At 71.2% G+C, this 23,647-nt stretch carries 19 protein-coding genes; 7 read left to right on the forward strand and 12 right to left on the reverse strand.

The genetic code is table 11. The annotated features are described in order from the left end of the window. The 8 genes from ACFFNX_RS12910 to ACFFNX_RS12945 form a co-directional block, all read right to left on the reverse strand. Nucleotides 1-354: FAD binding domain-containing protein (locus ACFFNX_RS12910; RefSeq protein ID WP_378200040.1), on the reverse strand; the 354-nt coding region annotated here is incomplete at its 3' end. Beyond that, nucleotides 351-2,654: a xanthine dehydrogenase family protein molybdopterin-binding subunit gene (locus ACFFNX_RS12915; RefSeq protein WP_378200043.1), complete on the reverse strand. Its 2,304-nt coding sequence runs from the start codon at nt 2,652-2,654 to the stop codon at nt 351-353. The genes ACFFNX_RS12915 and ACFFNX_RS12910, both read right to left, overlap by 4 nt. After that, nucleotides 2,647-3,126, reverse strand: a complete 480-nt coding sequence (locus tag ACFFNX_RS12920) for a (2Fe-2S)-binding protein (RefSeq protein WP_378200046.1) — start codon at nt 3,124-3,126, stop codon at nt 2,647-2,649. The genes ACFFNX_RS12915 and ACFFNX_RS12920 overlap by 8 nt, the downstream gene beginning before the upstream one ends. Further along, a complete protein-coding gene (locus ACFFNX_RS12925) occupies nt 3,114-4,541 on the reverse strand; it encodes a UbiD family decarboxylase (protein ID WP_378200049.1) in 1,428 nt (475 codons plus the stop codon). The genes ACFFNX_RS12920 and ACFFNX_RS12925 overlap by 13 nt, the downstream gene beginning before the upstream one ends. A gap of 17 nt (nt 4,542-4,558) precedes the next feature. Beyond that, complete coding sequence (locus ACFFNX_RS12930; protein ID WP_378200052.1) at nt 4,559-5,620, reverse strand: amidohydrolase family protein; 1,062 nt, start codon at nt 5,618-5,620, stop codon at nt 4,559-4,561. Further along, on the reverse strand, nt 5,617-6,435 hold the full coding sequence (locus ACFFNX_RS12935) for an ABC transporter ATP-binding protein (protein ID WP_378200055.1): 819 nt from the start codon (nt 6,433-6,435) through the stop codon (nt 5,617-5,619). Before ACFFNX_RS12935 ends, ACFFNX_RS12930 begins: the two co-directional genes overlap by 4 nt. Before the next feature lie 10 nt (nt 6,436-6,445). Next, nucleotides 6,446-7,447, reverse strand: coding sequence for an ABC transporter substrate-binding protein (locus ACFFNX_RS12940; protein ID WP_378200058.1), 1,002 nt, complete (start codon nt 7,445-7,447; stop codon nt 6,446-6,448). Nucleotides 7,448-7,489: 42 nt separating this feature from the next. Beyond that, a complete protein-coding gene (locus ACFFNX_RS12945) occupies nt 7,490-8,332 on the reverse strand; it encodes an ABC transporter permease (protein ID WP_378200061.1) in 843 nt (280 codons plus the stop codon). A gap of 345 nt (nt 8,333-8,677) precedes the next feature. On the opposite strand from ACFFNX_RS12945, the gene ACFFNX_RS12950 reads away from it, so the two are divergent. After that, a complete protein-coding gene (locus ACFFNX_RS12950; RefSeq protein WP_378200064.1) occupies nt 8,678-10,156 on the forward strand; it encodes a M1 family metallopeptidase in 1,479 nt (492 codons plus the stop codon). 16 nt (nt 10,157-10,172) lie between these two features. On the opposite strand, the gene rfbH is transcribed toward ACFFNX_RS12950, so the two are convergent. The 4 genes from rfbH to ACFFNX_RS12970 form a co-directional block, all read right to left on the reverse strand. Beyond that, nucleotides 10,173-11,477 (reverse strand): lipopolysaccharide biosynthesis protein RfbH, encoded by a 1,305-nt coding sequence (gene rfbH / locus ACFFNX_RS12955; RefSeq protein WP_378200067.1) that lies wholly within the window; start codon nt 11,475-11,477, stop codon nt 10,173-10,175. A 102-nt stretch (nt 11,478-11,579) separates the two neighbouring features. After that, nucleotides 11,580-13,007 (reverse strand): tetratricopeptide repeat protein, encoded by a 1,428-nt coding sequence (locus tag ACFFNX_RS12960; protein ID WP_378200070.1) that lies wholly within the window; start codon nt 13,005-13,007, stop codon nt 11,580-11,582. Further along, on the reverse strand, nt 13,004-13,396 hold the full coding sequence (locus ACFFNX_RS12965; RefSeq protein WP_378200073.1) for a winged helix-turn-helix transcriptional regulator: 393 nt from the start codon (nt 13,394-13,396) through the stop codon (nt 13,004-13,006). Before ACFFNX_RS12965 ends, ACFFNX_RS12960 begins: the two co-directional genes overlap by 4 nt. 74 nt (nt 13,397-13,470) lie before the next feature. Beyond that, complete coding sequence (locus ACFFNX_RS12970; RefSeq protein ID WP_378200076.1) at nt 13,471-14,490, reverse strand: LLM class flavin-dependent oxidoreductase; 1,020 nt, start codon at nt 14,488-14,490, stop codon at nt 13,471-13,473. 201 nt (nt 14,491-14,691) lie between these two features. Here ACFFNX_RS12970 and ACFFNX_RS12975 point away from each other — a divergent pair, with 201 nt between their 5' ends. From ACFFNX_RS12975 to ACFFNX_RS13000, 6 genes are all read left to right on the forward strand, one after another. Continuing rightward, nucleotides 14,692-17,427: a family 78 glycoside hydrolase catalytic domain gene (locus tag ACFFNX_RS12975; RefSeq protein WP_378200079.1), complete on the forward strand. Its 2,736-nt coding sequence runs from the start codon at nt 14,692-14,694 to the stop codon at nt 17,425-17,427. Nucleotides 17,428-17,523: 96 nt separating this feature from the next. Beyond that, nucleotides 17,524-18,498 (forward strand): ABC transporter permease, encoded by a 975-nt coding sequence (locus ACFFNX_RS12980; protein ID WP_378200082.1) that lies wholly within the window; start codon nt 17,524-17,526, stop codon nt 18,496-18,498. Between the two features lie 5 nt (nt 18,499-18,503). Beyond that, nucleotides 18,504-19,415: an ABC transporter permease gene (locus ACFFNX_RS12985; protein WP_378200085.1), complete on the forward strand. Its 912-nt coding sequence runs from the start codon at nt 18,504-18,506 to the stop codon at nt 19,413-19,415. After that, nucleotides 19,412-21,091: a dipeptide ABC transporter ATP-binding protein gene (locus ACFFNX_RS12990; protein WP_378200088.1), complete on the forward strand. Its 1,680-nt coding sequence runs from the start codon at nt 19,412-19,414 to the stop codon at nt 21,089-21,091. The genes ACFFNX_RS12985 and ACFFNX_RS12990 overlap by 4 nt, the downstream gene beginning before the upstream one ends. Before the next feature lie 72 nt (nt 21,092-21,163). Then, nucleotides 21,164-22,777 (forward strand): ABC transporter substrate-binding protein, encoded by a 1,614-nt coding sequence (locus tag ACFFNX_RS12995; RefSeq protein ID WP_378200090.1) that lies wholly within the window; start codon nt 21,164-21,166, stop codon nt 22,775-22,777. Further along, nucleotides 22,774-23,647, forward strand: an 874-nt coding sequence (locus ACFFNX_RS13000; protein WP_378200093.1) for a hydantoinase/oxoprolinase N-terminal domain-containing protein, incomplete at its 3' end; no start/stop codon positions are given. The genes ACFFNX_RS12995 and ACFFNX_RS13000, both read left to right, overlap by 4 nt.

Below are 23,647 nucleotides of genomic sequence, written 5' to 3' on the forward strand. Positions count from 1 at the left end.
GGGCGAGGCGTGGCACAGGTTGCCGCCGACCGTTGCCACCTGCTGCATCTGGCGTCCGCCGAGCAGCGCCGCCGCCTCGGAGAGGGCGGGGTAGCGTCGCCGTACGTCGGGCGAGCGTGACAACGACGCCATCGTCGTCCCGGCACCGAGCACGGCTCCGTCGTCGAGCGAGAACGCCCGCAACTCGGCCAGGCGCGCGGTGTCCACGACGAGCGTCGGGTGTGACAACCCCAGCCGCAGGTCGTTCATCAGGTCCGTGCCACCGGCGAGGGCGGCGGTGTGCTCCTCCGAACCGAGCGCGTCGAGGGCCTCGGCGAGGTCGCCCGGACCGTGGTAGCGCGGCATGGTCCTCATCGCGTCACCTCGGTGATCGGCGCCGGCCGTACGTCGTCGTGCATCGCCGCCCAGAGCCGTTCCGGCGTCATCGGCAACGCGGCGCAGCGAACCCCCACCGCGTCGTAGACGGCGTTGGCGATCGCGGCCGTCACCGGGTTGATGGCGACTTCGCCGAGGCTCTTGGCGCCCATCGGGCCGTTCGGCTCGTGGCCGGCCACGAACTCGACCGTCATCTCCGGAGGCATGTCCCCGGCCCCGGGAATGCGGTAGTCGAGGAAGTTCGCGTTGCGCATCACGCCGTCGCGCAGGTCGACGTCCTCCAGGAAGGCCCACCCGATGCCCTGGGCGACCGCGCCCACCACCTGCCCGCGCGCCGTGGAGGGATTGATGATGGTGCCGCTGTCATGCACCGCCCAGTATCGCGTGACCCGGGCCTGTCCGGTGGCGGTGTCCACCTCCACCTCGGCCACGTGCACGGCGAAGGGATAGGCGGCCGACGGGTTGCCGTACTTGTCCGCGTCCGGCTTGACGGTCGGCGGCCGGTGCACGCCCTGGGCCAGCAGAGGCAGGCCGCAGTTCGCGTCTCCGTACGCCTTGAGCGCCTCGCGCAGCGTCGCGTCGCGGGCGCCGTCCGCCGAGACGACGCATCCGCCGGACCACTCCACGCCGGCCCCCCATCGCTGGGCCTGGAAGGCGGCCAGTTTGTCCCTCGCGTCATCGGCGGCGGCGAGGACGGCCATGCCGGCCATCGTCGTGCCACGCGAGGCCAGGGTACCGACCGAGTCCGGGCTGAGCGCGGAGTCCACGCCGCGGACGTCGACGTCCGCGGGCTCGACGCCGAGCCGGTCGGCGGCGAGCTGCGCCAGGACCGTCCGGTGTCCCTGTCCGAGGTCGGGTTCGCCGACGAAGACGGTGATCGAGCCGTCGAGGCCGAGCCGCATGATCGCCGATGACCCGTCGAAGTCGGCGTGGATCGCCGAGTAACCCGACACGTGGTGGGCGATCGCCAGGCCCATGCCCCGACGCGTGTCACCGCGCGGCGCGGACCAGTCGGTCCGCCGCCGGCGTTCGCTGTATCCGGAGAGCTTCTGCGCCCGGTCGAGGCACTCGGGCAGCCGGGATGAGCTGATCTTCCAGCCGTGCATCGTCGTCTGGCCTTCGCGGACGGCGTTGTGGCGGCGCAGTTCGACCGGGTCGATGCCGAGGCGGTCGGAGATCTCGTCGATGACCTGCTCGATCCCGAACAGGGACTCGGCGTTGCCGAAGCCGCGCATGCAGGTCGTCGGGCTCTCGTTGGTATAGACCAATCGTCCGGTCCCCGCCATGGCGCCGAAGTCGTACAGGGAGTCCACCCGGTGCACGGCGGTGGCGAGCACGGTCGGCGACCAGAACGTCCGCGCGCCCGCCGTTCCCACCACGTCGGTCGTACGGGCGACGAAGGTGCCGTCGTCGCGGACGCCGACGCGGTGGTGGAAGACGAAGGGAGGCCGGGGGTGGTTGACCGCCGCGTCCTCCTCACGGTCGAAGGCCAGCCGCACCGGCGCCCCGGCCGCGCGCGACAGCGCCGCCGCGACCAGCGGGACCGTCATCTCGTACTTGGCCCCGAAGCTGCCGCCGATCGGCGGCACGATCAGCCGGATGCGGCTCGTGTCCACCCCGAGCCCGCGGGCGTAGACGAGCCGCGCTCGCAGCGGGATGTGCGTCGGGACGTGCAGCGTGTACGCCCCGTTGTCGTGGTACTCGGCGAGGGTGGCGATCGGTTCGAGGTAGCCGTGGTAGATCCGGCTCGTCGAGAAGTCCGCCTCGAAGACGTGATCGGCCCGGCCGAAGCCGCGCTCGACGTCATTTCGCGCGATCTCGAAGGTGGTCGCGATGTTGCCCAGGCGTTGCTCCCAGATCAGCGGAGCGCCCGGCTCGAGCGCCTCCACGGCGTCGAAGACCGCCGGAAGCTCCTCGATCTCGACCTCGACCAGGTCCGCCGCCTCACGTGCGGCCTCGGGCGTGGTGGCGGCGACCGCGGCGACGTCGTCGCCGACGAACCGGACCTTGTCCTGGGCCAGTACCTCCCAGTCCGGCACGTACGGCCCGAAGGCCGGGGCCCGTACGTCCGCGCCGGTGATCACGGCACGGACGCCGGGGACCCGCAGCGCGCGGGAGACGTCGACGTGCCGGATCCGGCCGTGGGCGACGGGGCTCCGTACGATCGCGCCATGCAGCATCCTCGGCAGCGAGAGGTCGGCGATGTAACGCGTCGCGCCGCGGAGCTTGTCCGTCATGTCGATCTGCGGGATGGGCCGGCCCACCCAGGGTTCAGTCATCGGAGACCGTGGCCCTCTCGGCGCGCGCCTGCTCGACGGCGGCGACGATCGACTCATAACCGGTGCACCGGCACAGGTTGCCGGCCAGCGCCCGGGGGATGTCGTCATCGGAATGCCCGCCCTCGACGAGCCCGACACTGGCCATGATCAGGCCCGGGATGCAGTAGCCGCACTGGCTGGCGTTCTGGTCGCCGAACGCCCGCTGGAGCGGGTGCGGCACACCGCCCGACTCCAGTCCCTCGATGGTGGTGACCGCGCGGCCGTCGGCCCGGACGGCGGGCAGCAGGCAGGCCGCCACGGCCTCGCCGTCGAGCAGCACCGTGCACGATCCGCAGTCGCCGGCCCGGCAGCCGAGCTTCGTGCCGGTCAGGTCGAGGTCATCTCGCAGGACGTCGGCGAGCGGCCGCAGCGGCGGCACCCGTACCGTCTCGTGACGGCCGTTCACGACCATCGAGATGTCTAGCTCTGCCATGGCAGTTCCCGGGGCGAGGTGATGTCGGTGACGGCCTCGGTGTCGACCGCCCGGATCGCGGCCTCGGGTACCCGGGCGCGGGGTGGGAAGACGACGGGAGGCGCGGGTTTGGTCGCGTCGACGATGACGGCGGAGGAGCTGCGCGGAGTGCGGCCGCCCTCGGCGTCGTAGCTCCAGTTGGTGGGGAGCAGGCCGCCGGGGCCGTTCCAGGAGGGGATGACCTGCAGGTCGTGGGCGGCGTCGAAGCGGGTGCCGACCGCCCAGGACACCTCGCGTTCGTCGTACACGTCGATGTCGTCGTCGACGATGATCACGGCGCGGAGGTTCTCCGGCTCGGTGTTGAGGGCGGCGAACGCGGCGCGGGTGGGGTCGCTGTCGAACTGTTTGCGGATCGACAGGTAGCAGTGCATCCGGGTGTGCAGCGGGATGTTGACGGCGCGCAGGCCCGGGACCTTCTGCCGTACGGCCTCGTGGATGCCGGCGATGCGGGGGAGGGCGCCCATCAGGCGGTGTTCGCGCCCGGAGGCCTGGATGTCCTGGAAGATCGCGTCCCGGCGCATCGTGATGGCATCGACCTCGATCACGGGCTTCATCCCGCCGCCGACGTAGTGGCCCGGCCATTCGGCGAAGGGTCCTTCCTCGGCCTGCTCATCGGGCAGGATGCGACCTTCGATGACGATCTCGGCGTGGGCGGGCACGAGCAGGTCGCTGGTCAGCGCCGAAACGACCTGCAGGGACTCGCCGAGGTAGGCGCCGGCGGCCTCATACTCACCGCCGATGCCCGGGACCCGGGACACCGCGCCCATCAGGAAGGCCGGGTGGTGGCCGATGATGATCGCGATCGGGGTCGCCGCGCCCTTCTCGGCGTAGCGGCGGTGGATGGTGCCGCCGTCGTGCGAGCCGAAGAACCACACTCCCATCCGCCGGGCGGCATAGACGTGGTGCCGGTAGATCCCGGCGTTGAGCCGCCCGGACTCCGGGTCGCGCATCACCGCCACCGCCGCGGTCAGGAACGGGCCGCCGTCGAGTTCGTTGTGCACCGGGATCGGCAACCGGCCCAGGTCGGCCTCGTCACCCCGCCACACGACCTCCTGCACAGGCGCGTCCCCGGACACCGGCACGGGGGGATGCGCCGCGCGGCCCTGGCCCGCCACCGAGGAGCGCGTGAGCGTCTCCACCGAGACGCCGAGGGCCAGCGCCATCCGGTCATGGGTGGCCACCAGGTTGCTCAGGCACGGCAGTTCCGAGCCGGCCACGTCGGCGAACAACAGCGCGGGATGGGTGCCCCGCTTGTCGTACCAGGCGCCGTAGGCCGTGATGCCGAACCGCGGGTCCACACGTGAGCCGATCCGCTTGAGCCCTCCCGGGTCCGCCTTCACCACGTCCGCGAGGAAACTCCGTAGATCCTTCGTCATGGCCGTACCCTCTCCGCTCATCGGCCTTCCGCCTCGCGCCATCGCGGCTCCCACTCGGCGATCTGCGCGAGCGTCTCCTGCTCGCTCCAGCCATCGATGCCGGCGAACCGCGCCCAGTTCCCGCCGAGCATCTGCGCGATGTCGGTTGGGGAGATCTCGGCGCCCGGGTCGGCGGCGTCATTGACCAGCGCGAACTTGGGCAGCAGAACCGCGGGCCGCCCGCCGCCCGGATAGTCGGTTCCCCAGCAGATCCGTGCCGGCGGGCAGCCGAGCTGCCGCGCGCGCATCAGGAAGTCATAGAGGCCACGCCGGCTCGTCTTGGTGGCGAACATGCTGATGTCGACGTAGGTGTTGTCGTGCCGCGCCACTATCGCCAGGCACTCGTCCACCCACGGGAAGCCGACGTGGCAGACCAGCAGCGGCAGGCCGGGGAAGCGGCGGGCCACCTCGTCCAGCGCGCCGGGGCGGCCGTAGTCCAGCACGGTGTCCTTGGCCGACGTCGTCCCCATGTGGACCATCACGCCGACGCCCAGCTCGCAGGCCCGCTCGTAGATCGGGAACGCCAGGTCGCGGTCGGCGGGCGCGTAGTGGTCGTACATCGGGTAGAGCTTCAGGCCCTGGAGCCCGAGTTCCTCGACCGCCCGGGTGAGCTCGTCGCGGGCCCACTCGACGCCGCGGAACCTCGGGTTGACCGCGGACATGCCGAACAGCTCGGCGTGCCGCCGGGTCAGTGCCGCGATGTAGTCGTTGCTCTTGGCCACCTCCAGCGGGCCGTCCACATCGGTCACGCGGCCGAGGTCGATGGTCCCCCGCTCGCCATAGGCGGTGTACGTGGACGGTGCGACGGCCAGCACCGTCGCGCGGTCCACCCCGGCGCTCACGTGGTCCTCGACCAGCGTCACCGGATCGATCGGGGCGAGGTCGCCCTCCAGCCCGGCCCAGTCCTCGTCGGTGGCCGCCCGGTACGCCGGGAGCCTCCCCGCCCGCCGGCGACCGGGGGCGCGCATCTCGCGGACGAACAGGTCGTGGCCCGGCGGCAGCGCCGTGGCGAGCACGTGGTTGTGGCAGTCGATGATCATGAGTCGATCTCGTCCGCGAGGCTGTCCCAGACGGCCCGCTGCAACCGCTGGAACTCCGGTTCGAACCGCACCTCGCGAAAGTCCCTCGGCCGATCCAGCGAGATCGGGAACTCCGCCTTCACCGTGCCGGGGCGCCGGCTCATCACCACCACACGGTCCGCCATCGCCACCGCCTCCTCCACGTCGTGCGTCACGAAGACCACGCTCTTGCCGAGCGTCTCCCAGATCGAAAGGAACTCGCCGCCGAGCCTGATCCGCATCTGCGCGTCCAGCGGGCCGAACGGCTCGTCCATGAGGTACACGTCCGGGTCGTAGGCGAGCGCACGGGCGATCCCCACCCGTTTGCGCATCCCACCCGAGAGCCGGCCGGGGTAGTAGTGCTCGAAGGAGCCGAGCCCGACCAGCTCGACCAGTTCGCGGACCTGTTCCCGCTGCCGCCCGGCGGACAGGCCCTTGATCACCAGGGGCAGCCGGATGTTGTCCTCGACCGTCCTCCACGGCAGCAGCGCGTCGGATTGGAAGACCAGGCCGATGCCCGGCGGCACGTTCTCCGACACCGCCGCGCCGTCGAGCGTGATCGTCCCCGTCGTCGCCGGCAGCAGCCCGGCGACGACCTTGAGCAGCGTCGACTTCCCGCAGCCGCTGGGCCCCACCAGCGCCACGAACTCCCCGGCGGCGAGGTCGAGGTCGACGCCGTCGAGCGCGGCGACCCGTCCTTTCCCGGTCCGATAGCTGAGCCCGACGCCGCGCAGGCTGAGTTTCGGCTCGGCGGAGACCGGCCCGGAGGCGGACGCCGACTTCGTCGTTGCGGGCACGAGACGCTCCCTATCCGGCGGGCTTGCTGGGCAGCAGGCTGTAGTCGTAGACGTCCTGGTTCGGCGGCAGTGGCCTGGTCAGCAGGCCGGTGCGCACCAGGAGGTCGGCCGAGGAGTTCGCCACCTGGTCGGGCACCCGCAGGTCGGCCGGCACGCTCCGCACGCCCTCCTTGACGATGGCCGCCAGGTCCGCGTCGCTGATCTTGTATCCCTGCTTCTTCATCCACGTCGTGGCCCGCGCCGGGTCCGCCTTCGCCTGCGCCGACGCTTCGGACATCGATGCCAGGAAGGTCCTCATCGCGCCGGTGTGCCCGGCGACCCAGTCCTGCTTCGCCATGGCGAGGATGTCGACGTACCGGTAGTCCGGCTCCTGCCACAGGACCTGGAACCTGCCGGTCTTCAGCAGTTGCAGGGAGTCCGGCTGACTGGTCATCCCGGCGACGACCCGGCCTCCGCCCAGCGCCGCCTGCATCGTCGCCCCGGCACCGCCGTTGATGATCGTCAGGTCGGTCCTGGGATTCAGGCCGGCGTCCATCGCGGCCTTCTTCATCTCGGTGTCCGACAGCGTCCCCGGCGCCGTGATGGCGACCTTCTTGCCCTTCAGGTCCTTGACCGAGGTGAGGCCCGCGTCCTTGCGTGCCACGAGCTCGTAGGAGAACCGGTCGTTCACGACCCCGTACGCGCGCAGCTTCACGCCCTTCTTGCGGGCCAGGATGACGTGCCCGATGTCGCCCATGAACACGTCGGCACTGCCGCCGATCAGTGCCTGCGTGGCGGCGGAGCCGTTCGACACGCACATCGGCTTGATCTTCAGCCCCTTCTGGGCGGCGATCCCGCTGTCGATCGCCAGTTCCGCGGCGATCGGCGCCACTCCGCTGCAGAACAGCTCGACGCGAAGAGTCTTGGAGTCCCCGCCGGCGGAGGACCCGGATCCCGAGCCGCACGCCGCGAGGACGATCGCCACGACGGCAAGGGCGGCCGTGAGGCGAATGGATCTGTACGAGTGGGGCATCTGTTGTTCCTCAGGGGAGAAGGGCGTGCCGTTCACGCGGTCTCAGCGCTCGCCGCGGTGGCGGAGCACCCGTCGTTCGACCAGGCCCACGAGCTGCTCGGCGATAATGGCGATGACGGTGATGATCACAAGTCCCGCGAACACCCCCGTCGTGTCCAGGACGTTCGCCGCGTAGCCCATGGAGTAGCCGAGCCCCCGGCTCGCGCCGACGAGCTCGGCGATCACCGCTCCGATGAGGGCGAGCGCGATGGACAGCCGCAGGCTGGTCAGGATCCAGGGGGCGACCGCGGGGAGAACGACCCAGCGCAACTCGGTCCGCCGGGACGCGCGCAGGCTGCGGGTCATCTCCAGCAGGTCCGGGTCGATGCTCCGCATGCCCTGGTAGGTGTTGTAGAAGGCGACGAAGACGACCATGGTCACGACCATGAAGATCTTGGACTCCAGGCCGATGCCGAACCACACGATGAACAGCGGGGCCAGCGCCACGCGGGGCAGGCTGTAGAGGGCCATGATGTACGGGTAGAACCAGCGGCCGACGGTCCTCGACGGGGCGATCAGCACGCCGAGCGTGACACCGAGGATCATGCCGATGGCGAGTCCGGCGAAGGTCTCGGTCATCGTCGCGCCGAGGTTCGGCCACAGTTCACCGGAGCTCAGGAGCTGTGCGATCCGCTTGCTGATCAGCCATGGGCTGCTCAGCACGAAGGCGCCGAAGACCTTGCCCGCGACCTGCCACAGTCCCAGGATCACCAGGCCGACGAGGATCTGGCCGCCATGGACGGTCCAGCGGTGCCGGAGGTCCTGCCGGCGGTCGCGCTCGTCCTGGTGACGATCGGCCGGTGGCCTCCCCGCGCCGTCGCCGTCGCCCTCACCACGAGGCTCCATGGCAGCGGTGTGCGTGCCGTACGCCACTAGCGCCTCCCTAGATCAGACGTCTGACGACTCTTCGGGACGTTCAACGTCTGACGACTTCTTCCGGACGTACACGCGCCGGATCGGACCCGCCGGGGCGAAGCCAGTGGGTCTGATCAGGACAATCCCCTACATTGAGGTCTAATCCCTACTTTGTCAATAGGCCAAGTTGTATATGCCTGACCTGGGGCGGCATCGCCGAGGGGCCGGTCACGTGCGGAGCCGCCGGGCGCCGGTGTCCGTGTCCGGTCGCCGTGGGCCTTTTCTCCGTGTCGACCAATAAGTTGAGGCGGAAACTTTCGCGAAGGAGAGCCCCAGATGCGGAGAACGCGGCTTCTCGCCGTCACCGCCGGCGTCGTCGGCGTCCTGCTGTCCGCCACCGCGGCCGGCGCCGCCGCCGGGCCGGGCGCGCCCGGCATCGGCGACCCCTACTATCCGGACTACGGAAACGGCGGATACGACGTCTCCCATTACGACCTCGGCCTGAAATACCAGCCCGCCACCGACACGCTGTGGGGCACCGCCAGGATCACGGCGCGGGCCACCCAGGACCTCACCCGCTTCGACCTCGACTTCCTGCTCGACACCCAGGCGGTCACGGTCGACGGCCGCACGGCGACCTTCACCACGTCCGGCGCGCACGAGCTGGTGATCACCCCCGCCCGCGTCCTGCGCAAGGGCGCGCCGATCGACATCACGGTGACCTACTCCGGCGTACCGTCGACGAAGAAGTACAACGACTACGTCGGCTGGGCCAAGACCCCCGACGGCGCGGTCGCGGCGCAGGAGCCGGAGAGCGCCTGGTGGTGGTTCCCCAGCAACGACCACCCGCTCGACAAGGCCACCTACGACATCTCCATCACCGTGCCCAAGGGGCTCCAGACGATCAGTAACGGTGAGCCCCAGGGAGCCCGTACGGCGGGCGGGTGGACCACGTACAAGTGGCACGAGGCCAAGCCGCAGGCGACCTACCTGACCACCCTCGCGGTGGGCAGGTTCGAGATCCACAAGGGCCGCACCAAGAGCGGCCTGCCCGTGATCACCGCCTACAGCCCCGACGTCGACGCGACCCTGCTCAAGGCGGCCAAGGCCAGCGTCGAGACCACCTCGGAGGTCATCGACTGGGAGAGCACGGTCTTCGGCCCCTACCCCTTCACCTCGGCCGGCGGCTACGTCCCGAACGTCACGTCGCACTTCTCCCTGGAGGAGCAGACCCGGGTCTTCTACAGCCCCGCCGCCTTCTCCACCGGTGTCCGGCCGTACCTCATCGTGCACGAGAACGCCCACCAGTGGTTCGGTGACAGCGTCTCGCTCAGCACGTGGCGCGACATCTGGCTGAACGAGGGCTTCGCCACCTACGCCGAGTGGCTGTGGTCGGAGAAGACCGGCCAGGGCACCGCCGCCGAGGTCGCGGACAAGACCTACGACAGTTACCCGGCCGATGACCCGTTCTGGCAGGTCAAGGCCGGTGACCCGGGCCCGGGCGAGAACCAGTTCGACGACGCCGTCTATGACCGCGGTGCCCTGACCCTTCAGGCCCTGCGCGCGGCGGTCGGCGACGCGAGGTTCTTCGCCATCCTCCGCGCCTGGGCGGCCCTCCACCGCTACGGCAACGCCACGACGGCCCAGTTCGAGGCCCTGTCCGAGAAGATCTCCGGCAAGAACCTCGGAAGCCTCTTCCAGACCTGGCTCTACACCCCCGGCCGCCCGGCCGCCCCTCCCCAGCGGGTCACCCTGGGGTCCACCCCCAAGAGCTGGCAGGAGATCCGCCAGACCCGCGCCCTGGAGGCCCGCTGATCGGTGGCCGCGGGGGCTATCGCCTGCTCGTGACGAAGTCCCGGATCGTGGTGATCATGTAGTCGACCATCTCCGGGGTCAGGCCGGGGAAGACACCGATCCAGAAGGTGCGCTCGGTGATGACGTCGCTGTTGTCGAGCGTCCCCGAGACCCGGTACTCCCTGCCCCGGTACGCGGGCTGCCGGGTCAGGTTGCCGGCGAACATCATCCGGGTGCCGATCCGCCGGTCCTCCAGATGGCCCACGATCGCGTCCCGGTCGAACGGCGCGTCCGCGGTGACCGTGATGATGAAGCCGAACCAGCTCGGATCGCCGCCGGGCGTGGGCTCGGGCAGGAGCAGGCCGGGCAGGCCGTCCAGGCCCGCGCGCAGCCGCTTCCAGTTGCGGCGGCGGGCCGCGCCGAACTCGGGCAGCCGCCGGATCTGGGAGAGCCCGAGCGCCGCCTGGAGGTCGGTCGTCTTCAGGTTGTAGCCCACGTGGGAGAACGTGTACTTGTGGTCGTAGCCGTACGGCAGGTCCCCGAACTGCTGCGTGTAGCGCTTGCCGCAGGTGTCGCAGTCACCGGGCTCGCACCAGCAGTCCCGGCCCCAGTCGCGCAGCGACTCCACGATCCGCGCGAGCCTGGGCCGGTCGGTGGTCACGCACCCGCCCTCGCCCATGGTCATGTGGTGGGCGGGATAGAAGCTCACGGTGCTGAAGTGGCCGAACGTCCCGGTCGGCCGCCCCTGGTACGTGGCGCCGACGCCGTCGCAGTTGTCCTCGACGAAGAAGAGCCCGTGCTGCTCGGCCAGCTCGGCGACCTCGGCCGCCGGGAAGGGGTTGCCCAGCGCGTGCGCGATCATGATGCCGCGCGTGCGCGGGCCGATCGCCTCGGCGACGCGTTCGGCCGTGGTGTTGTAGGTGCCCAGCTCCACGTCCACGAAGACCGGCACCATCTGGTTCTGCAGTATCGGATTGACCGTCGTCGGGAAGCCCGCCGCCACCGTGACGATCTCGTCGCCCGGTCTGAGCCGGTCGGCGCCGATCTCCGGTTGGGTGAGAGCGGTCAGCGCCAGCAGGTTGGCGGAGGACCCCGAGTTGGTCAGATGCACCTTGCGGCGCTGGAGCGTGCGCCCGAGCTCCCGTTCCAGCGCGAGCGCGCTCGGGCCGGCGGCGATGCGCATGTTGAGCGCGGCTTCGACCAGCGCGACGCGGTCGTCCTCGCTCAGGTCGGCGCCCGACGGCATCACCAGCGTCTCGCCGGGAACGAAGCGCCGTTGCTGTTCCTTCTCGCGGTGGTATTTACGGACCAGTTCCAGGATCGAGTCCTGGGAGTCACTCATCATCGCCTCCAGGAAGCGCCACGGCGCGCGCCGACCTTGCCCAGCAAAGCAGCGAGCCGCGGGATCGTGCCCCCTGTAGACCCCCCTCTTCGGCCGTACGAATCAGGGCTTCCGCAGTCTCGCCGCCTGCGACCGGGCGGTGGTCGCGGCGGCGGCGTCGCCGAGGGCCTCGGCCACCTCGGCGTGCTTGAGCCAGTTGAACGGGCTGGACGGCCGGACGTTGATCCGTTCGCTGACCAGCACTCTGGCCAGGTCGAGGTGACCGGACCGCAGGCCGGCCTCCAACAGGGTCTTTTGGACCACGTCGCGCTGTGCGTGGCTGCCGCCGAACTCGTTGACGCGGTGCCTGATCGGCGCCAGGAGGTCGACAGTGGTGGCGAAGTCGCCGCGGCCGAAGGCCACCAGGGCGCGGCAGACCGGCAGCCCGACGCGTGCCGTCATCTCCCGGTTGGTAACGCCCGGGAGCGTACGCGCCAGATAGGCCTCGCGGTCGGCGATCAGCCGTTCGGCCTCGGCGAGACGGCCGGCGCCGACGAACGCCATCACCGCGTGCATGTCGTTGAAGGCATAGAGCGGCTCCTGCGCCTTCGGCGTCCAGGCGTCGGCCAGTGCCTTCCACCGCGCGGTCTCGTCGCCGCCCTCCAGCAGGATGCGCCAGAGCAGGGCCGCCGCGTCCAGCATCTCCATCGCGGCACCCGTGGACCGTGGCCCGTGGAGCACGGAGTCATAGATCTCCAGTGCCCGCGCCACGTCGCCCGCCTCCAGCGCGTAGAGCGCGTAGTGCCACCAGGCGTGCACGTTGAAGAACGTGCCGGTCGACCAGTCGGTCAGCCGGTCGTCCAGGTAGGCGATCCCTCGCTGGAAGCGCCCTTGCATCTCGTAGGTGTGGACGACCGCGTGAACGCCCCACACGTCCTTGGGGTTGAGCTCGACCGCGCGCAGGCCGACCTCTTCCGAACGGTCGTAGTGGCCGGCCTCCTCCAACCCGAAGGCGTACATGCCGAGCAGGTGACCGAAGTGCCGGTCCTTCTCGCTCCACGCCGTCAGCGCGCCGCCGATCCGGTCGCGCAGGGCGCGGGCGTCTCCGGTGAAGAAGTCAATCTGATGGCCGACGAACAGCGCCAGAACGTCTCGTGGATGCCGCTCGCTGATCCGCCCCAGCAACCGGCCGCAACCGGCGAAGTCGCCCTCCAGCAGGCGTTCGACCGCCGTGAGGTGAGCGCGCTCTCGCGGTGGCAACCGGGAGGCGTCCACGCTCGACCGGAACCGCCGGTACCGCTCAGCGGCGGCCCGCGCGTCCTCGGGCTGGGTGGTCAGCAGCCCGAGATAGGCCGACAGGACGTTGCCCAGCGGGAAGCCGGGATCCTCCTCGAGCGCCAGCCGTGTCTCGGCGTCCACCTCCGCGCGAAAGTGCAGCAGCTCGTGGATCGCGTTGTCGTAGTGCGCGAGTGCCGCGCGGCTGCCCGCCCCGACGGACAGTCCGTGCTCGTCCGTCCTCATGGGCGTCACGGCCGGCACGGCGTCGTTCATCGTGCCCGTGCGGCTTCGTTGTCGTCGTAGGCGGCGCGGGCGGCCGCGACCTTTTCGTGGTTGTTCTCCGCCCAGTCCGACAGGGCGCGGGTGGAGGCGAAGAGCTCTTCGGCGAGAGGCGTCGCGGTGTACTCGACCTGCGGGGGCACGGTGGGATGAACGGTGCGGGTGATGAGGCCGTCCCGTTCGAGGGTGCGCAGGGTGAGGGTCAGCATGCGGCGGCTGATGCCCGGAATCGACCGATGCAGCTCGGCGAACCGGATCGGGCTTTCGGTCGCGGCCGCGATGATCGCGATCCCCCACTTGCTCCCGACCCGGTCGAGGGCGTCGCGGAAGGCCGCGCACGTGTCGGGCTCGACATCGTCGGGTAGCCGAGATCCTGCTGACATCGAGCTCCCTTTCCAGCTGAGGACGTTTCAGCCTTACACGCGACCGTCCGCGCGGGCAACCTGTCCTCGCCGGGTCAGGGGGGTGGATCGGGGAGGGCCGTCCGCAGGGCCGGCGCCACTTCGCCGGCGAACAGTTCGAGGGACGTCCAGTGGTCCTCTTCGGGCAGGCCGTCGGGGTCGACGCTGAACACTGCGAGTGAGTGGCCGAAGATCTCGTGCTGGCGATGCACTTTGTCGATCACCTGCGCGGGGCTGCCCACGAGTGCCGGTGAGTGCGTGATGAACTCCTCCACGGTCGGGTACGACGGCCGGCCGCCGATGCTCCGTTGCATCGCGATGAGGCGTTCGTACACGGGACGGTACGCGGCGATCGCCGCCTGGGAGGTCTTGGCCACGAGGAACCCCGGCGTGCCGGCGCCGGTGAAGAGCCGGTCGGCGGGACGGCCGTGCCGTGCCCACTCGGCGCGGTAGTGCTCGACGAGGGGGCGCACGCTCGCGCTGGAGGCGCCCGCGTTGGAGAACACCACGGGGTCGCCGAACTCGGCGGCCAGCGCCACCGACTCCGGCGACGACGAGCTGCCATGCCAGATCCGGGGCCGTCCGCGCAGCGGCCGGGGGAGGGCGCGAACCTTGTCGAGGCGCGGACGCCGCACCGCGGGCCACGAGACGTCGTCCCTGGTCCACAGCTCGTGCAGGAGCCGGAAGTTGTCCGCCAGGGCCGGGCGCTGCTGATCGGGCGTCAGGCCGAACGTCTCGCCGCCCGGCCCGGCGCCCTTGCCCACGATCAGCTCGATCCTCCCGCCGGAGAGGTGGTCGACGGTCGCGTAGTCCTCGGCGACGCGCACCGGGTCGAGCATCGACAGCAGGGTCACGCCGGTGAACAGCCGGATCCGGCTGGTCAGCGCCGCGACGTGCGCCAGGACGACCGGCGGCGCGCTCGACAGGAACGGCCAGTGGTGGCGCTCACCGACCCCGAAGCCGTCGAAGCCGAGCTCCTCCATGCGCAGCGCGGTGGCCACCGTGAGGTCGAAGCTCGCCCGTGTCGCGGCCGGCTCGTCCGCTCCCGCGGAATCCAGATATCGGATGGGAGCCACTCCGAAGAACTTCACGATTGATACCGCCGTATTTCCACGCGCATGCGCCGCGCGTTTCCGTTAAGCGCGGATCGCCTTTCCACGGTCGTCAACGTAGGCGGTGCGAGATCGGGCGGGAAGAAGGAACATTGCTGTTACCACCCTGTCCTGTGTTTTCCTGTGCGCATTCGCGATCCGGAATGGGCCGAAACGGGGTGACGCGTGTCCGCGCCGACTGATCTGCGGGTCGAGCATCGGCCCGCGCCGTTGGGCCTGACCGAGCCGGCGCCCCGGCTCAGCTGGCGGCTGCCGCCCGGGACCAGGGCGCAGCGGGCCTACCGGGTCGGCGGTCTCGCGGGCGACCGGGCGTGGGACACCGGATGGGTCGAGTCGGACCGGAGCCTGTTCGTTCCCTATGGCGGGCCGCCGCTCGCGTCGCGGGAGGCCGTACGTTGCGCCGTGCGGGTCCGCAGCGACGCCGGCCTCAGCGCCTGGTCGGCACCCGTCCGCTGGGAGATGGGCCTGCTCGACCCGGATGACTGGGTCGCGGACTGGATCGGCCCCGCGGAGGGCGAGGTGCCGCCGCCGGGCTTCCGGCCCGCCTACCACCTCCGCGGCGAGTTCACGGCCGGGCCCGCGGTCACCAGGGCACGGGTGTACGTCACGGCGCACGGCCTGTACGAGCTGTTCCTCAACGGCGAGCGGGTCGGGGACGGGGAGCTCACCCCGGGGTTCACCGCGTACCGCAGCCACCTTCAGGTCCAGGCGTACGACGTCACCCGGCTGGTACGGACGGGGGACAACGTGCTCGGCGCGATCCTCAGCGACGGCTGGTTCCGCGGCCGGACGTCCTACCACCGCCTCCCCGACGGGTTCGGCGATCGCACGGCGCTGCTGGCTCAGCTGCACGTCGATCACGAGGACGGGACCACGACGGTGACCGGGACGGGCCCGGACTGGCGGTCGGCCATCGGGGCCGTCAAGGCGGCCGACCTCTTCGACGGCGTCGCGGCCGACCTCCGCGACGAGCCGGCCGGATGGAGCGGTCCCGGAGCGGTGAGCGGTGACTGGTCGCCGGTCGTGCTCCGGAAACGCCCGTCGGCCCGGCTGGTCTCGTCGCCGGCGCCGGCCGTACGGCGGCTCCAGGAGCTGGGCCCGGTCGCGATCAGGCGCCCGGCGCGGGGCCTGCACATCATCGACTTCGGCCAGAACCTCGGCGGCTGGGTGCGGCTGTCCAACCTCGGCCCCCGCGGAACGCCGCTGACGCTGACCCACGCCGAGGCGCTCAGGCCGGACGACGGCGACGTCGACACCGCCAGCGGCCGGGCCACCCTGCGCTGGTACGAACCGGCCCGCGGGATCCAGAGCGACCAGGTGGTCTCCGGCGGCCGGGACGGCGAGGTGTTCGAGCCGCGGCACACCCGGCACGGATTCCGCTACCTGCGGGTGGCCGGCCACCCCGGTGAGATCACGGCCGACGACGTCGTCGCGGTCGCGGTGAGCTCCGACCTGCCCCGCACGGGCTGGTTCCGGTGCAGCGACGAGCGGGTCAACCGGCTCTACGACATCGCGTACTGGACCTACCGCAACCAGGCGTGCGACATCCCGACGGCCGAGATCACCAGGGAGCTCTCGGGGTGGACCGACTTCGGGTGGAACATCCGGGGTGCCCGGCTGCTGAATGACGTGTCCGGGCTGAGCGCGAAGTGGCTGGCGGACCTCGCCGCCGACCAGTGGCCGGACGGGACGGTGCGCAACTACGCCCCCGACCCCCTCGGCCCCGGCAGCCTGACCGCGAGGTTCGCGATCCCGCACGGGCAGGCGGGCTTCGGCGACGCGGCCGTGTCGGTGCCCTGGGAGACCTGGCGGGCCTACGGCGACGACGGGCTGCTGGCGCGGCAGTACACGTCGATGACCGCGTGGGTCGACCGCGTGACCCGGATCGCACGAGACGGGCGGCACCCCCACCGGCGGGCCGCACGACCCGTCCCCGCACCGCACGAGGAGTTCCTCTGGGACACCGGCTACCACTTCGGGGAGCACCTCGAACCGGGACCGCCCCGACCTCCCGTGACGCTCGGCCGGCGGCGGTTCGCCGGGATCACCGACCTCGAGTCCTTCACCGCCGCCGTGGTCGAGGAGATGAGGGCCCGGGACCACACGGCCTTCGCGACGGCCTACTTCCACCGGTCCGCCCGGTTGCTGTCCCGGATCGCCGGTATTCTCGACCGGCCCGAGGACGCCGAACGGTACCGGCGCCTCGCCGAGAACGTCCGCGGTGCGTGGCAGATCGAGTTCATCACCGCCGACGGGCGGCTGACCTGCGACTCCCAGGCCACGCACCTGCGCGCGCTGGCGTACGGACTGGTGCCCGAAGGGTTGCGCGCGCGGACCGCCGCCCGGCTGGCGGAACTGATCCGCGCCGCCGGCACGCGGCCCGGCACCGGGCTGCCCACCACGCATCTCCTGCTGCCGGTCCTCGCCTCGACCGGCCACCTCGATCTCGCCTACGAACTGCTGCTGCGAGGCGGTTCGCGGTCGTGGATGTCGGTGCTGGACAACGGCGGCACGACGTTCTGGGAGACCTGGGACGGCATGGCCGCCGACGGCACCACGATGCTGGCGCTGAACATGCCCACGCGGGCGAGTGTCGTCGAGTTCCTGCACGGTCACATCGCCGGTGTCCAACTCGACGAGGACGTGCCCGCCTATCGGCGGTTCCGGGTCGCGCCGCAGCCGGGCGGCGGCCTGACCTGGGCCGAGGTGAAGCACGACTGCCCCTACGGACGGATCGAAGCCGCATGGCGCGTGCGGGAGGGCCGGTTCTCGCTGGACGTCACCGTTCCACCCGGCACCACGGCCGAGGTGGTGCTCCCCGACGGCTCGCGGGCCGAGGCCGCTCCCGGCGTTCACACGTTCACCACGCAGGCCGTTCCCCTGGACTCAGGGGTGGCATAGGGGGGCGTCGAAGGGGTTCCCGATATGCCGATCACGGCAGCCTGTTGCACTAATCAGAATTGCCGGGGCCACCGGCGGAGGAGGTCTTTCGAATCGATGGCGCGGTTTCTGGTCGGACGGGTGCTGCAGAGCGTTTTCGTGCTCTGGGCCGCGTACACGCTCTCGTTCGTGGTTCTCTACGCGCTGCCGAGCGACCCGGCCGCGATCGCGGCCGGCACGACCAACAGCGTGACGCCGGAACAGCTCGATGAACTCCGGCATGGGATGGGCCTCGACCGCCCGCTGGTGGAGCAGTACCTGACCAAGCTGGGCGGGGTGCTGCACGGAGACCTCGGGCGCTCGGTGCAGTCCGGCGAGCGGGTGACCTCCCTGATCGCAGGGGCGCTCCCGCCGACGCTCGCGGTGGCGGGAGCCGGGCTCGTCCTGGCGGTGATCCTGGGAACCGGACTGGCGGTGCTGACCACCGTGACCGGTTCGCGGTGGCTCCGGCAGACGCTGCTCGGCCTGCCGCCCCTGGGCGTCGCGATCCCCTCCTTCGTCGTGGGACTGCTGCTGTTGCAGTGGTTCTCCTTCACGTGGAACGTGTTCCCCGCCATCGGGGAGGGCGGCTGGCGCGGCCTCGTGCTCCCCGCCGTCACCATCGCCGTCCAGCCCGCCGCCCTGATCGGCCAGGTCCTGGCCAAGAGCATGGGCGACGAACTCGGCAAGGACTACGTGGACGTCGCGCGGGCCAAGGGCGCGGGGCCGTTCCGGGTGAATGTCCGGCACGTCCTGCGCAACGCCGCGCTGCCCACCCTGACCCTCGCCGGACTGCTGGTGGGAGGGCTGCTCACCGGCGCGATCGTGGTCGAGGTGGTCTTCTCACGGAACGGTCTCGGCCAGATCACCCAGGGCGCGGTGTCCGCGGAGGACCTCCCCGTCGTCCAGGGCGTGGTGCTGCTGGGCGCGCTGGTGTTCGTCACCGTCAACCTCATCGTCGACCTGCTCTACCAGGTGCTCGACCCGCGGCTGGCGGTCGAGCGCCGGTCGGCCAGGCGTTTCACGCTGTTCTCGTTCGCGGGCCAGGGGTGAGCCGGATGTCGGCCACCGGTGTCGCCCTGCCGGCCGGCGAGCGCCTCCCGGAACCGGAATCCACGGGGCGGACGAGATCTCCACGGAGCCTGCTGCGGTCCCTGGCGGATCTCCTGCGCACCCCCGGGCTCGCCCTCTCCCTGCTCTGGGTGGGCCTGGTCATCGTCGCGGCCGTCGCGCCGTCGCTGTTCGCGCCGGGCGACCCGCTGGCGGTCGACACCGTCGCACGCCTCCGGCCCCCCTCGCCGGGTCATCCGTTCGGCACCGACCGGCTGGGCCGTGACCTGTTCGACGAGATGGTGCATGGGACGGGCCGGACGTTGCCGGCGGCGGCGCTGGCGACGGTGATCGGCCTGAGCGCCGGTTCACTGCTGGGCCTGCTGGCCGGGTTCCTGCGCGGCGTCAGCGATCTGGTGATCATGCGCCTGGTCGACGTGCTGCTGTCGATTCCCGGCCTCTTGCTGGCGCTGATGCTGGTCTCGGTGCTCGGCAAGGGAAACGCGCTCGACGTCGGCATCGCCATCGGCGTGGCCGCCATCGCCAGCACGGCGAGGGTGATGCGCGCCGAGGTGCTGCGCGTGTCCGAGAGCGGCTTCGTGGAGGCCGCGCGGACCGGCGGGGCGCGCTGGACCCGTGTCGTACTGCGCCACGTGCTGCCGAACTCGATCGGACCGGTGTGGGTGCTGACCCTGCTGCTGTTCGGCGAGGCGATCCTCGGCGTGACCACGCTGAGCTTCCTGGGGTTCGGCGCCCAGCCGCCGACGCCGGAGTGGGGCTCGCTGGTCTCCTCCGGGCGCGACTTCCTCGGCAGCGCGTGGTGGCTGTCGATTCTTCCGGGCGTGGTGGTCGCGCTGACCGTGCTGGCCGCCAACCGGGTGTCGCGCGCGTTCGACGGTGAGAGGACGGGCCTGCGATGAGCGGGTATCTCCTGGAGGTCGACGACCTGGCGGTGCACTATCGCGTGCGGCGCTCGGTGGTCCGCGCGGTGGAGTCGGTGAGCTTCACCGTGAGGGAGGGCGAGACGGTCGCGATCGTCGGCGAGTCCGGCTCGGGCAAGTCCACCACGGCGTACGCACTGCTCGGCCTGCTTCCACGGTCGGCCCGCCTCACGCGTGGACGGATCGGCTTCGGCGGCCGGGACCTGGCGGGGCTGCCCGAACGAAAGTGGCGCGACCTGCGCGGCCGGGAGATCGCGCTCATCCCGCAGGACCCCGGCACCGCACTGAACCCGGTACAGCGGATCGGCGCCCAGGTGGCCGAGGCCCTGCGGCTGTCCGGGGCCGGCCGGAGCACCGTACGGACGCGCACCCTCGAACTCCTCGCCGACGCGGGGCTCCCCGACCCCGAGGTCCAGGCGCGGCAGTATCCGTCGCAGCTGTCCGGTGGCATGCGCCAGCGGGCCCTCATCGCGATCGCGATCGCGGCGCGCCCCCGGCTCATCGTGGCGGACGAGCCGACGAGCGCGCTCGACGTCACGGTGCAGCGTCGCATCCTCGACCATATCGGCGAGCTGATCCGCGAGTCGGGCACCAGCATGCTGCTGATCACCCATGACCTGGGCATCGCGGCCGAACGCGCCGACCGCGTCCTGGTGATGCGGTCGGGCACACTCGTGGAACAGGGCATCCCCGAGAAGGTGCTGTCCGACCCTCGCGACTCCTACACCCGGTCCCTGATCGAGGCCGCGCCCGGCCTCGCCCGATCGCCACGTCCACGCCGGGTGGAGCTGACCGCGATCCCGGGCGGCGCCCCCGGCGACCCGTTCGCGGAGCAGCCTCCCCCCGCGCGGAGCAAGGGTGAGGATCGGCCGGACGAGCCCGTCGTGCGCGTCGAGGAGCTGGTCAAGGAGTTCCGGCTGCCCCGATCCTCCGGCCGCTCCGGCACCGTACGGGCGGTCGACCAGGTGAGCTTCGCGATCCATCGGGGCCGGACCTACGGGCTGGTCGGCGAATCGGGATCGGGGAAGTCCACCACGGCGCGGCTGATTCTCCGGCTGGCCGATCCGACCGGCGGACGCGTGTTCCTCGGCGAGGAGGACATCACCGGGACGCGGGGTGCCGGGCAGCGCCTGCTGCGGCGCCGGATCCAGGTCGTCCAGCAGAACCCGTTCGCGTCGCTGGACCCACGACGGTCGATCGAGCAGATCGTCACCGACCCGCTGGCGTCCTTCGGGCTGGGCTCCCGGGCGCAGCGCCGCCGCCGCGCGGCGGAGCTGGTCGACCTGGTCGCGTTGCCCGCCTCGGTGCTCGGCCGCCGGCCGGCCGAGCTCTCCGGCGGTCAGCGCCAGCGGGTCGCCATCGCGCGGGCGCTCGTGCTCAACCCCGAACTCGTCGTGTGCGACGAACCCGTGTCCGCACTCGACGTCTCCGTGCAGGCCCAGATCCTCGATCTGCTCGCCGCGCTCCAGACCGAGCTCGGCGTGAGCTACCTGTTCATCTCCCACGACCTGGCGGTCGTCCGGCACATCGCGGACGAGGTGGGCGTGCTGCACCGGGGCCGGCTGGTCGAGTCCGGCCCCACCGAGCAGATCTTCGCGGAGGCGCGACACGCCCACACGCGGGAGTTGCTGGACGCCATTCCCGGCCGCCGCTGAAGCGGCAGGCCTTCATGACAAGGAGAGCCCCGAACCGTGTTCCTAACAAAATCGGCCGGAATAACAAAGCTCTTGCCGGCCGCAGCCGCCGCGGCCGCGGCAGCACTGCTGCTGACCGCGTGCAGTGGCGCGTCACCGGCCGAGGGCTCCGACAAGGCCGGCCCGCCCAGGGCGGGCGGCACCCTCACCATCGCGCTGGGCGGCGATCCGGTCAGCATCTACCCCCGCGCCGTCACACCGCTGGTCCGCGAGGTCTCCCGGCCGATCGTCGACTCGTTGCTCGCGCTCGACCCGGCCACCAAGAAGCCGGTGCCCTGGCTCGCCGAATCGTTCCAGGCCAACGCCGATGACACGGAGTTCACCTTCAAGCTGCGTACCGGGGTCACCTTCTCCGACGGCACGCCGTTGACCGCGAAGATCGTGAAGGACAACTTCGACGACATCATCGCCAACAAGGCCAAGTCCGCGGGCTCCACCCCTCTGTCGCTGCTGGAGGAGGGCGGCTATGAGAAGACGTCGGCCCCCGACGACCGCACGGTCGTCCAGCGCTTCGCCAAGCCGTACCCGACCTGGCCGCTGTGGGTGGCGAGCAGCGGGTTCGGCATCCTCGCGCCCAAGACGCTGGCGCTTCCGCTCGACGACCGCTTCGACAAGGTGGTCGGAACGGGCCCGTTCGTGCTCCGGTCGTACGTCAAGAACAGCCAGGTGGTGCTGACCCGGCGCACCGGGTACAAGTGGGGCCCGCAGAACCGCGGGCACGACGGTGACGCCTACCTCGACAAGGTCGTCTACAAGGTGATCACCGAGCCCAGCGTGCGCACCGGCGCGTTGAAGACCGGCCAGGTGCAACTCGCCACCGCGCTCAACCCCTCCGACATCGCGCCCGTACGCGGGGCCGGGTTCTCCATCGTCGCGCAGAGGATCCCCCGGCTCGCCGAGGGTCTGGTCGTGACGGGAGCCGACCGCGAGCCCCTGGAAGAGGCGCCGGTCCGCCAGGCGCTGGTGAAGGCGGTGGACGCCAAGCAGATCCGCGACACGCTGCTCACCCCCGAGTGGGGTGTGCCGACCAGCGTCGTCACCGGCGCGGTGGTGGGCTACTCCGACCAGAGCGCGCTGCTCAAGCCGGACCAGGCGGCTGCGGCGGCGCTCCTGGACAAGGCGGGCTGGGTTCCGGGCGCGGACGGCATCAGGACCAAGGGCGGCCGGCGACTCAGCCTGAAGCTCGGCTGGCTCAACCGCGGCAACCCGTGGGACCAGCCGCTCGTCGAGCTCATCACCGCCCAGTACAAGAAGATCGGTGTGGAGCTGAAGCCCGAACTGGCGACCGCCGCCCAGTCGGTGGCGGCGCTGACGGCGCGTGACAAGTGGGACCTGTTCCTCTCCGGCGTCGCCGGGGGCCTGGACGCCGGGGTCGGCCTGCTCGGCACGTTCGCCAGCACGCCGCCGAACTTCTACAACGTCCAGGACGCCGCGCTGCAGCCGCTGCTCCGGAAGCAGGCGACCACCACGGACGAGGCGGCCCGCAGCAGGATCCTCGCCGACGCGCAGCGGCGCATCATCAGCGAGGGGCTGTTCACCCCGCTGGTGGAGGACACCGCCGTGGTGGCGGTGGGCAAGAAGGTGCACGGCTTCGCCCTGGACGCCGACTCGCGGCTGCCCACGCTGCTGGACGTCTGGCTGTCGTGACCTATCGCATCGCCGTCGACGTCGGAGGCACGTTCACCGACCTGGCGCTGCTCGGCCCGGACGGTGTGGAGCTGGACCACAAGGCCGGTTCCACTCCGGCCGAGCCGGCGGACGGTCTCGTCGCCGGCCTCGGCGGGCTCGCGGAGAAGGCGGGCCTGCCGCTCGCCGAGCTCCTCGGCCGTACCGACGTCATCGTGCACGGCACGACGATCACGACCAACGCGCTGGTCACCGGCACCGGCGCGCGGACCGGGCTGGTGACGACGGAGGGTCTGCGCGACGTCCTGCTCGCGCGTCAGGGCAGCAGGGCCGACCAGTTCGACTTCCGGTCGGCCCCGCCCCCGCCGCTGGTGCCCCGCCACCTGATCGAGACCGTGCGGGAACGGATGGACCGTACGGGCGAGGTGGCGACACCGCTGGACGAGGACGGTGTGCGGCGCGCGGCCCGGCACCTCAGGGCGGCCGGCGTCGAGTCGGTCGCGGTCAGCTTCGTGTTCTCCTACCTCAACGACGCGCACGAGCGACGCGCGGCCGAGATCCTCGCGGCGGAGCTTCCCGGCGTGTTCCTGTCGGTGTCGTCCCAGGTGGCGCCCGAGGTCCGGCTGTTCGAACGCACGTCGACCACGGCGCTCAACGCCTATGTCGGCCCGCTGCTGCGCGACCACCTCGACCGCCTGGCCCGGCGCCTGACGGCCCTCGGCTACGCCGGCCAGGTGCTGATCGTCCAGTCGAACGGCGGGGTCGTCGACGCGGCGCGGGCGGCCGAGCGGGCGGTGAACACGCTCCTCTCGGGGCCCGCGGGCGCGCCCGCGGCCGTGGCGGGCGTCGTCGCCGAACTCGGGGTGCCCGAGGCGATGACGATCGACATGG

It is taken from the genome of Actinoallomurus acaciae (assembly GCF_042429965.1).
GTDB classification, from domain to species: domain Bacteria; phylum Actinomycetota; class Actinomycetes; order Streptosporangiales; family Streptosporangiaceae; genus Actinoallomurus; species Actinoallomurus acaciae.

Excerpts from the sequence above, each read along its gene's own strand:
- ACFFNX_RS12915 (WP_378200043.1), bottom strand. The coding sequence starts at position 2,654 with ATGACTGAACCCTGGGTGGGCCGGCCCATCCCGCAGATCGACATGACG.
- ACFFNX_RS12920 (WP_378200046.1), bottom strand. The coding sequence starts at position 3,126 with ATGGCAGAGCTAGACATCTCGATGGTCGTGAACGGCCGTCACGAGACG.
- ACFFNX_RS12925 (WP_378200049.1), bottom strand. The coding sequence starts at position 4,541 with ATGACGAAGGATCTACGGAGTTTCCTCGCGGACGTGGTGAAGGCGGAC.
- ACFFNX_RS12930 (WP_378200052.1), bottom strand. The coding sequence starts at position 5,620 with ATGATCATCGACTGCCACAACCACGTGCTCGCCACGGCGCTGCCGCCG.
- ACFFNX_RS12940 (WP_378200058.1), bottom strand. The coding sequence starts at position 7,447 with ATGCCCCACTCGTACAGATCCATTCGCCTCACGGCCGCCCTTGCCGTC.
- ACFFNX_RS12945 (WP_378200061.1), bottom strand. The coding sequence starts at position 8,332 with ATGGAGCCTCGTGGTGAGGGCGACGGCGACGGCGCGGGGAGGCCACCG.
- ACFFNX_RS12950 (WP_378200064.1), top strand. The coding sequence starts at position 8,678 with ATGCGGAGAACGCGGCTTCTCGCCGTCACCGCCGGCGTCGTCGGCGTC.
- rfbH (WP_378200067.1), bottom strand. The coding sequence starts at position 11,477 with ATGAGTGACTCCCAGGACTCGATCCTGGAACTGGTCCGTAAATACCAC.
- ACFFNX_RS12960 (WP_378200070.1), bottom strand. The coding sequence starts at position 13,007 with ATGAACGACGCCGTGCCGGCCGTGACGCCCATGAGGACGGACGAGCAC.
- ACFFNX_RS12965 (WP_378200073.1), bottom strand. The coding sequence starts at position 13,396 with ATGTCAGCAGGATCTCGGCTACCCGACGATGTCGAGCCCGACACGTGC.
- ACFFNX_RS12980 (WP_378200082.1), top strand. The coding sequence starts at position 17,524 with ATGGCGCGGTTTCTGGTCGGACGGGTGCTGCAGAGCGTTTTCGTGCTC.
- ACFFNX_RS12985 (WP_378200085.1), top strand. The coding sequence starts at position 18,504 with ATGTCGGCCACCGGTGTCGCCCTGCCGGCCGGCGAGCGCCTCCCGGAA.
- ACFFNX_RS12990 (WP_378200088.1), top strand. The coding sequence starts at position 19,412 with ATGAGCGGGTATCTCCTGGAGGTCGACGACCTGGCGGTGCACTATCGC.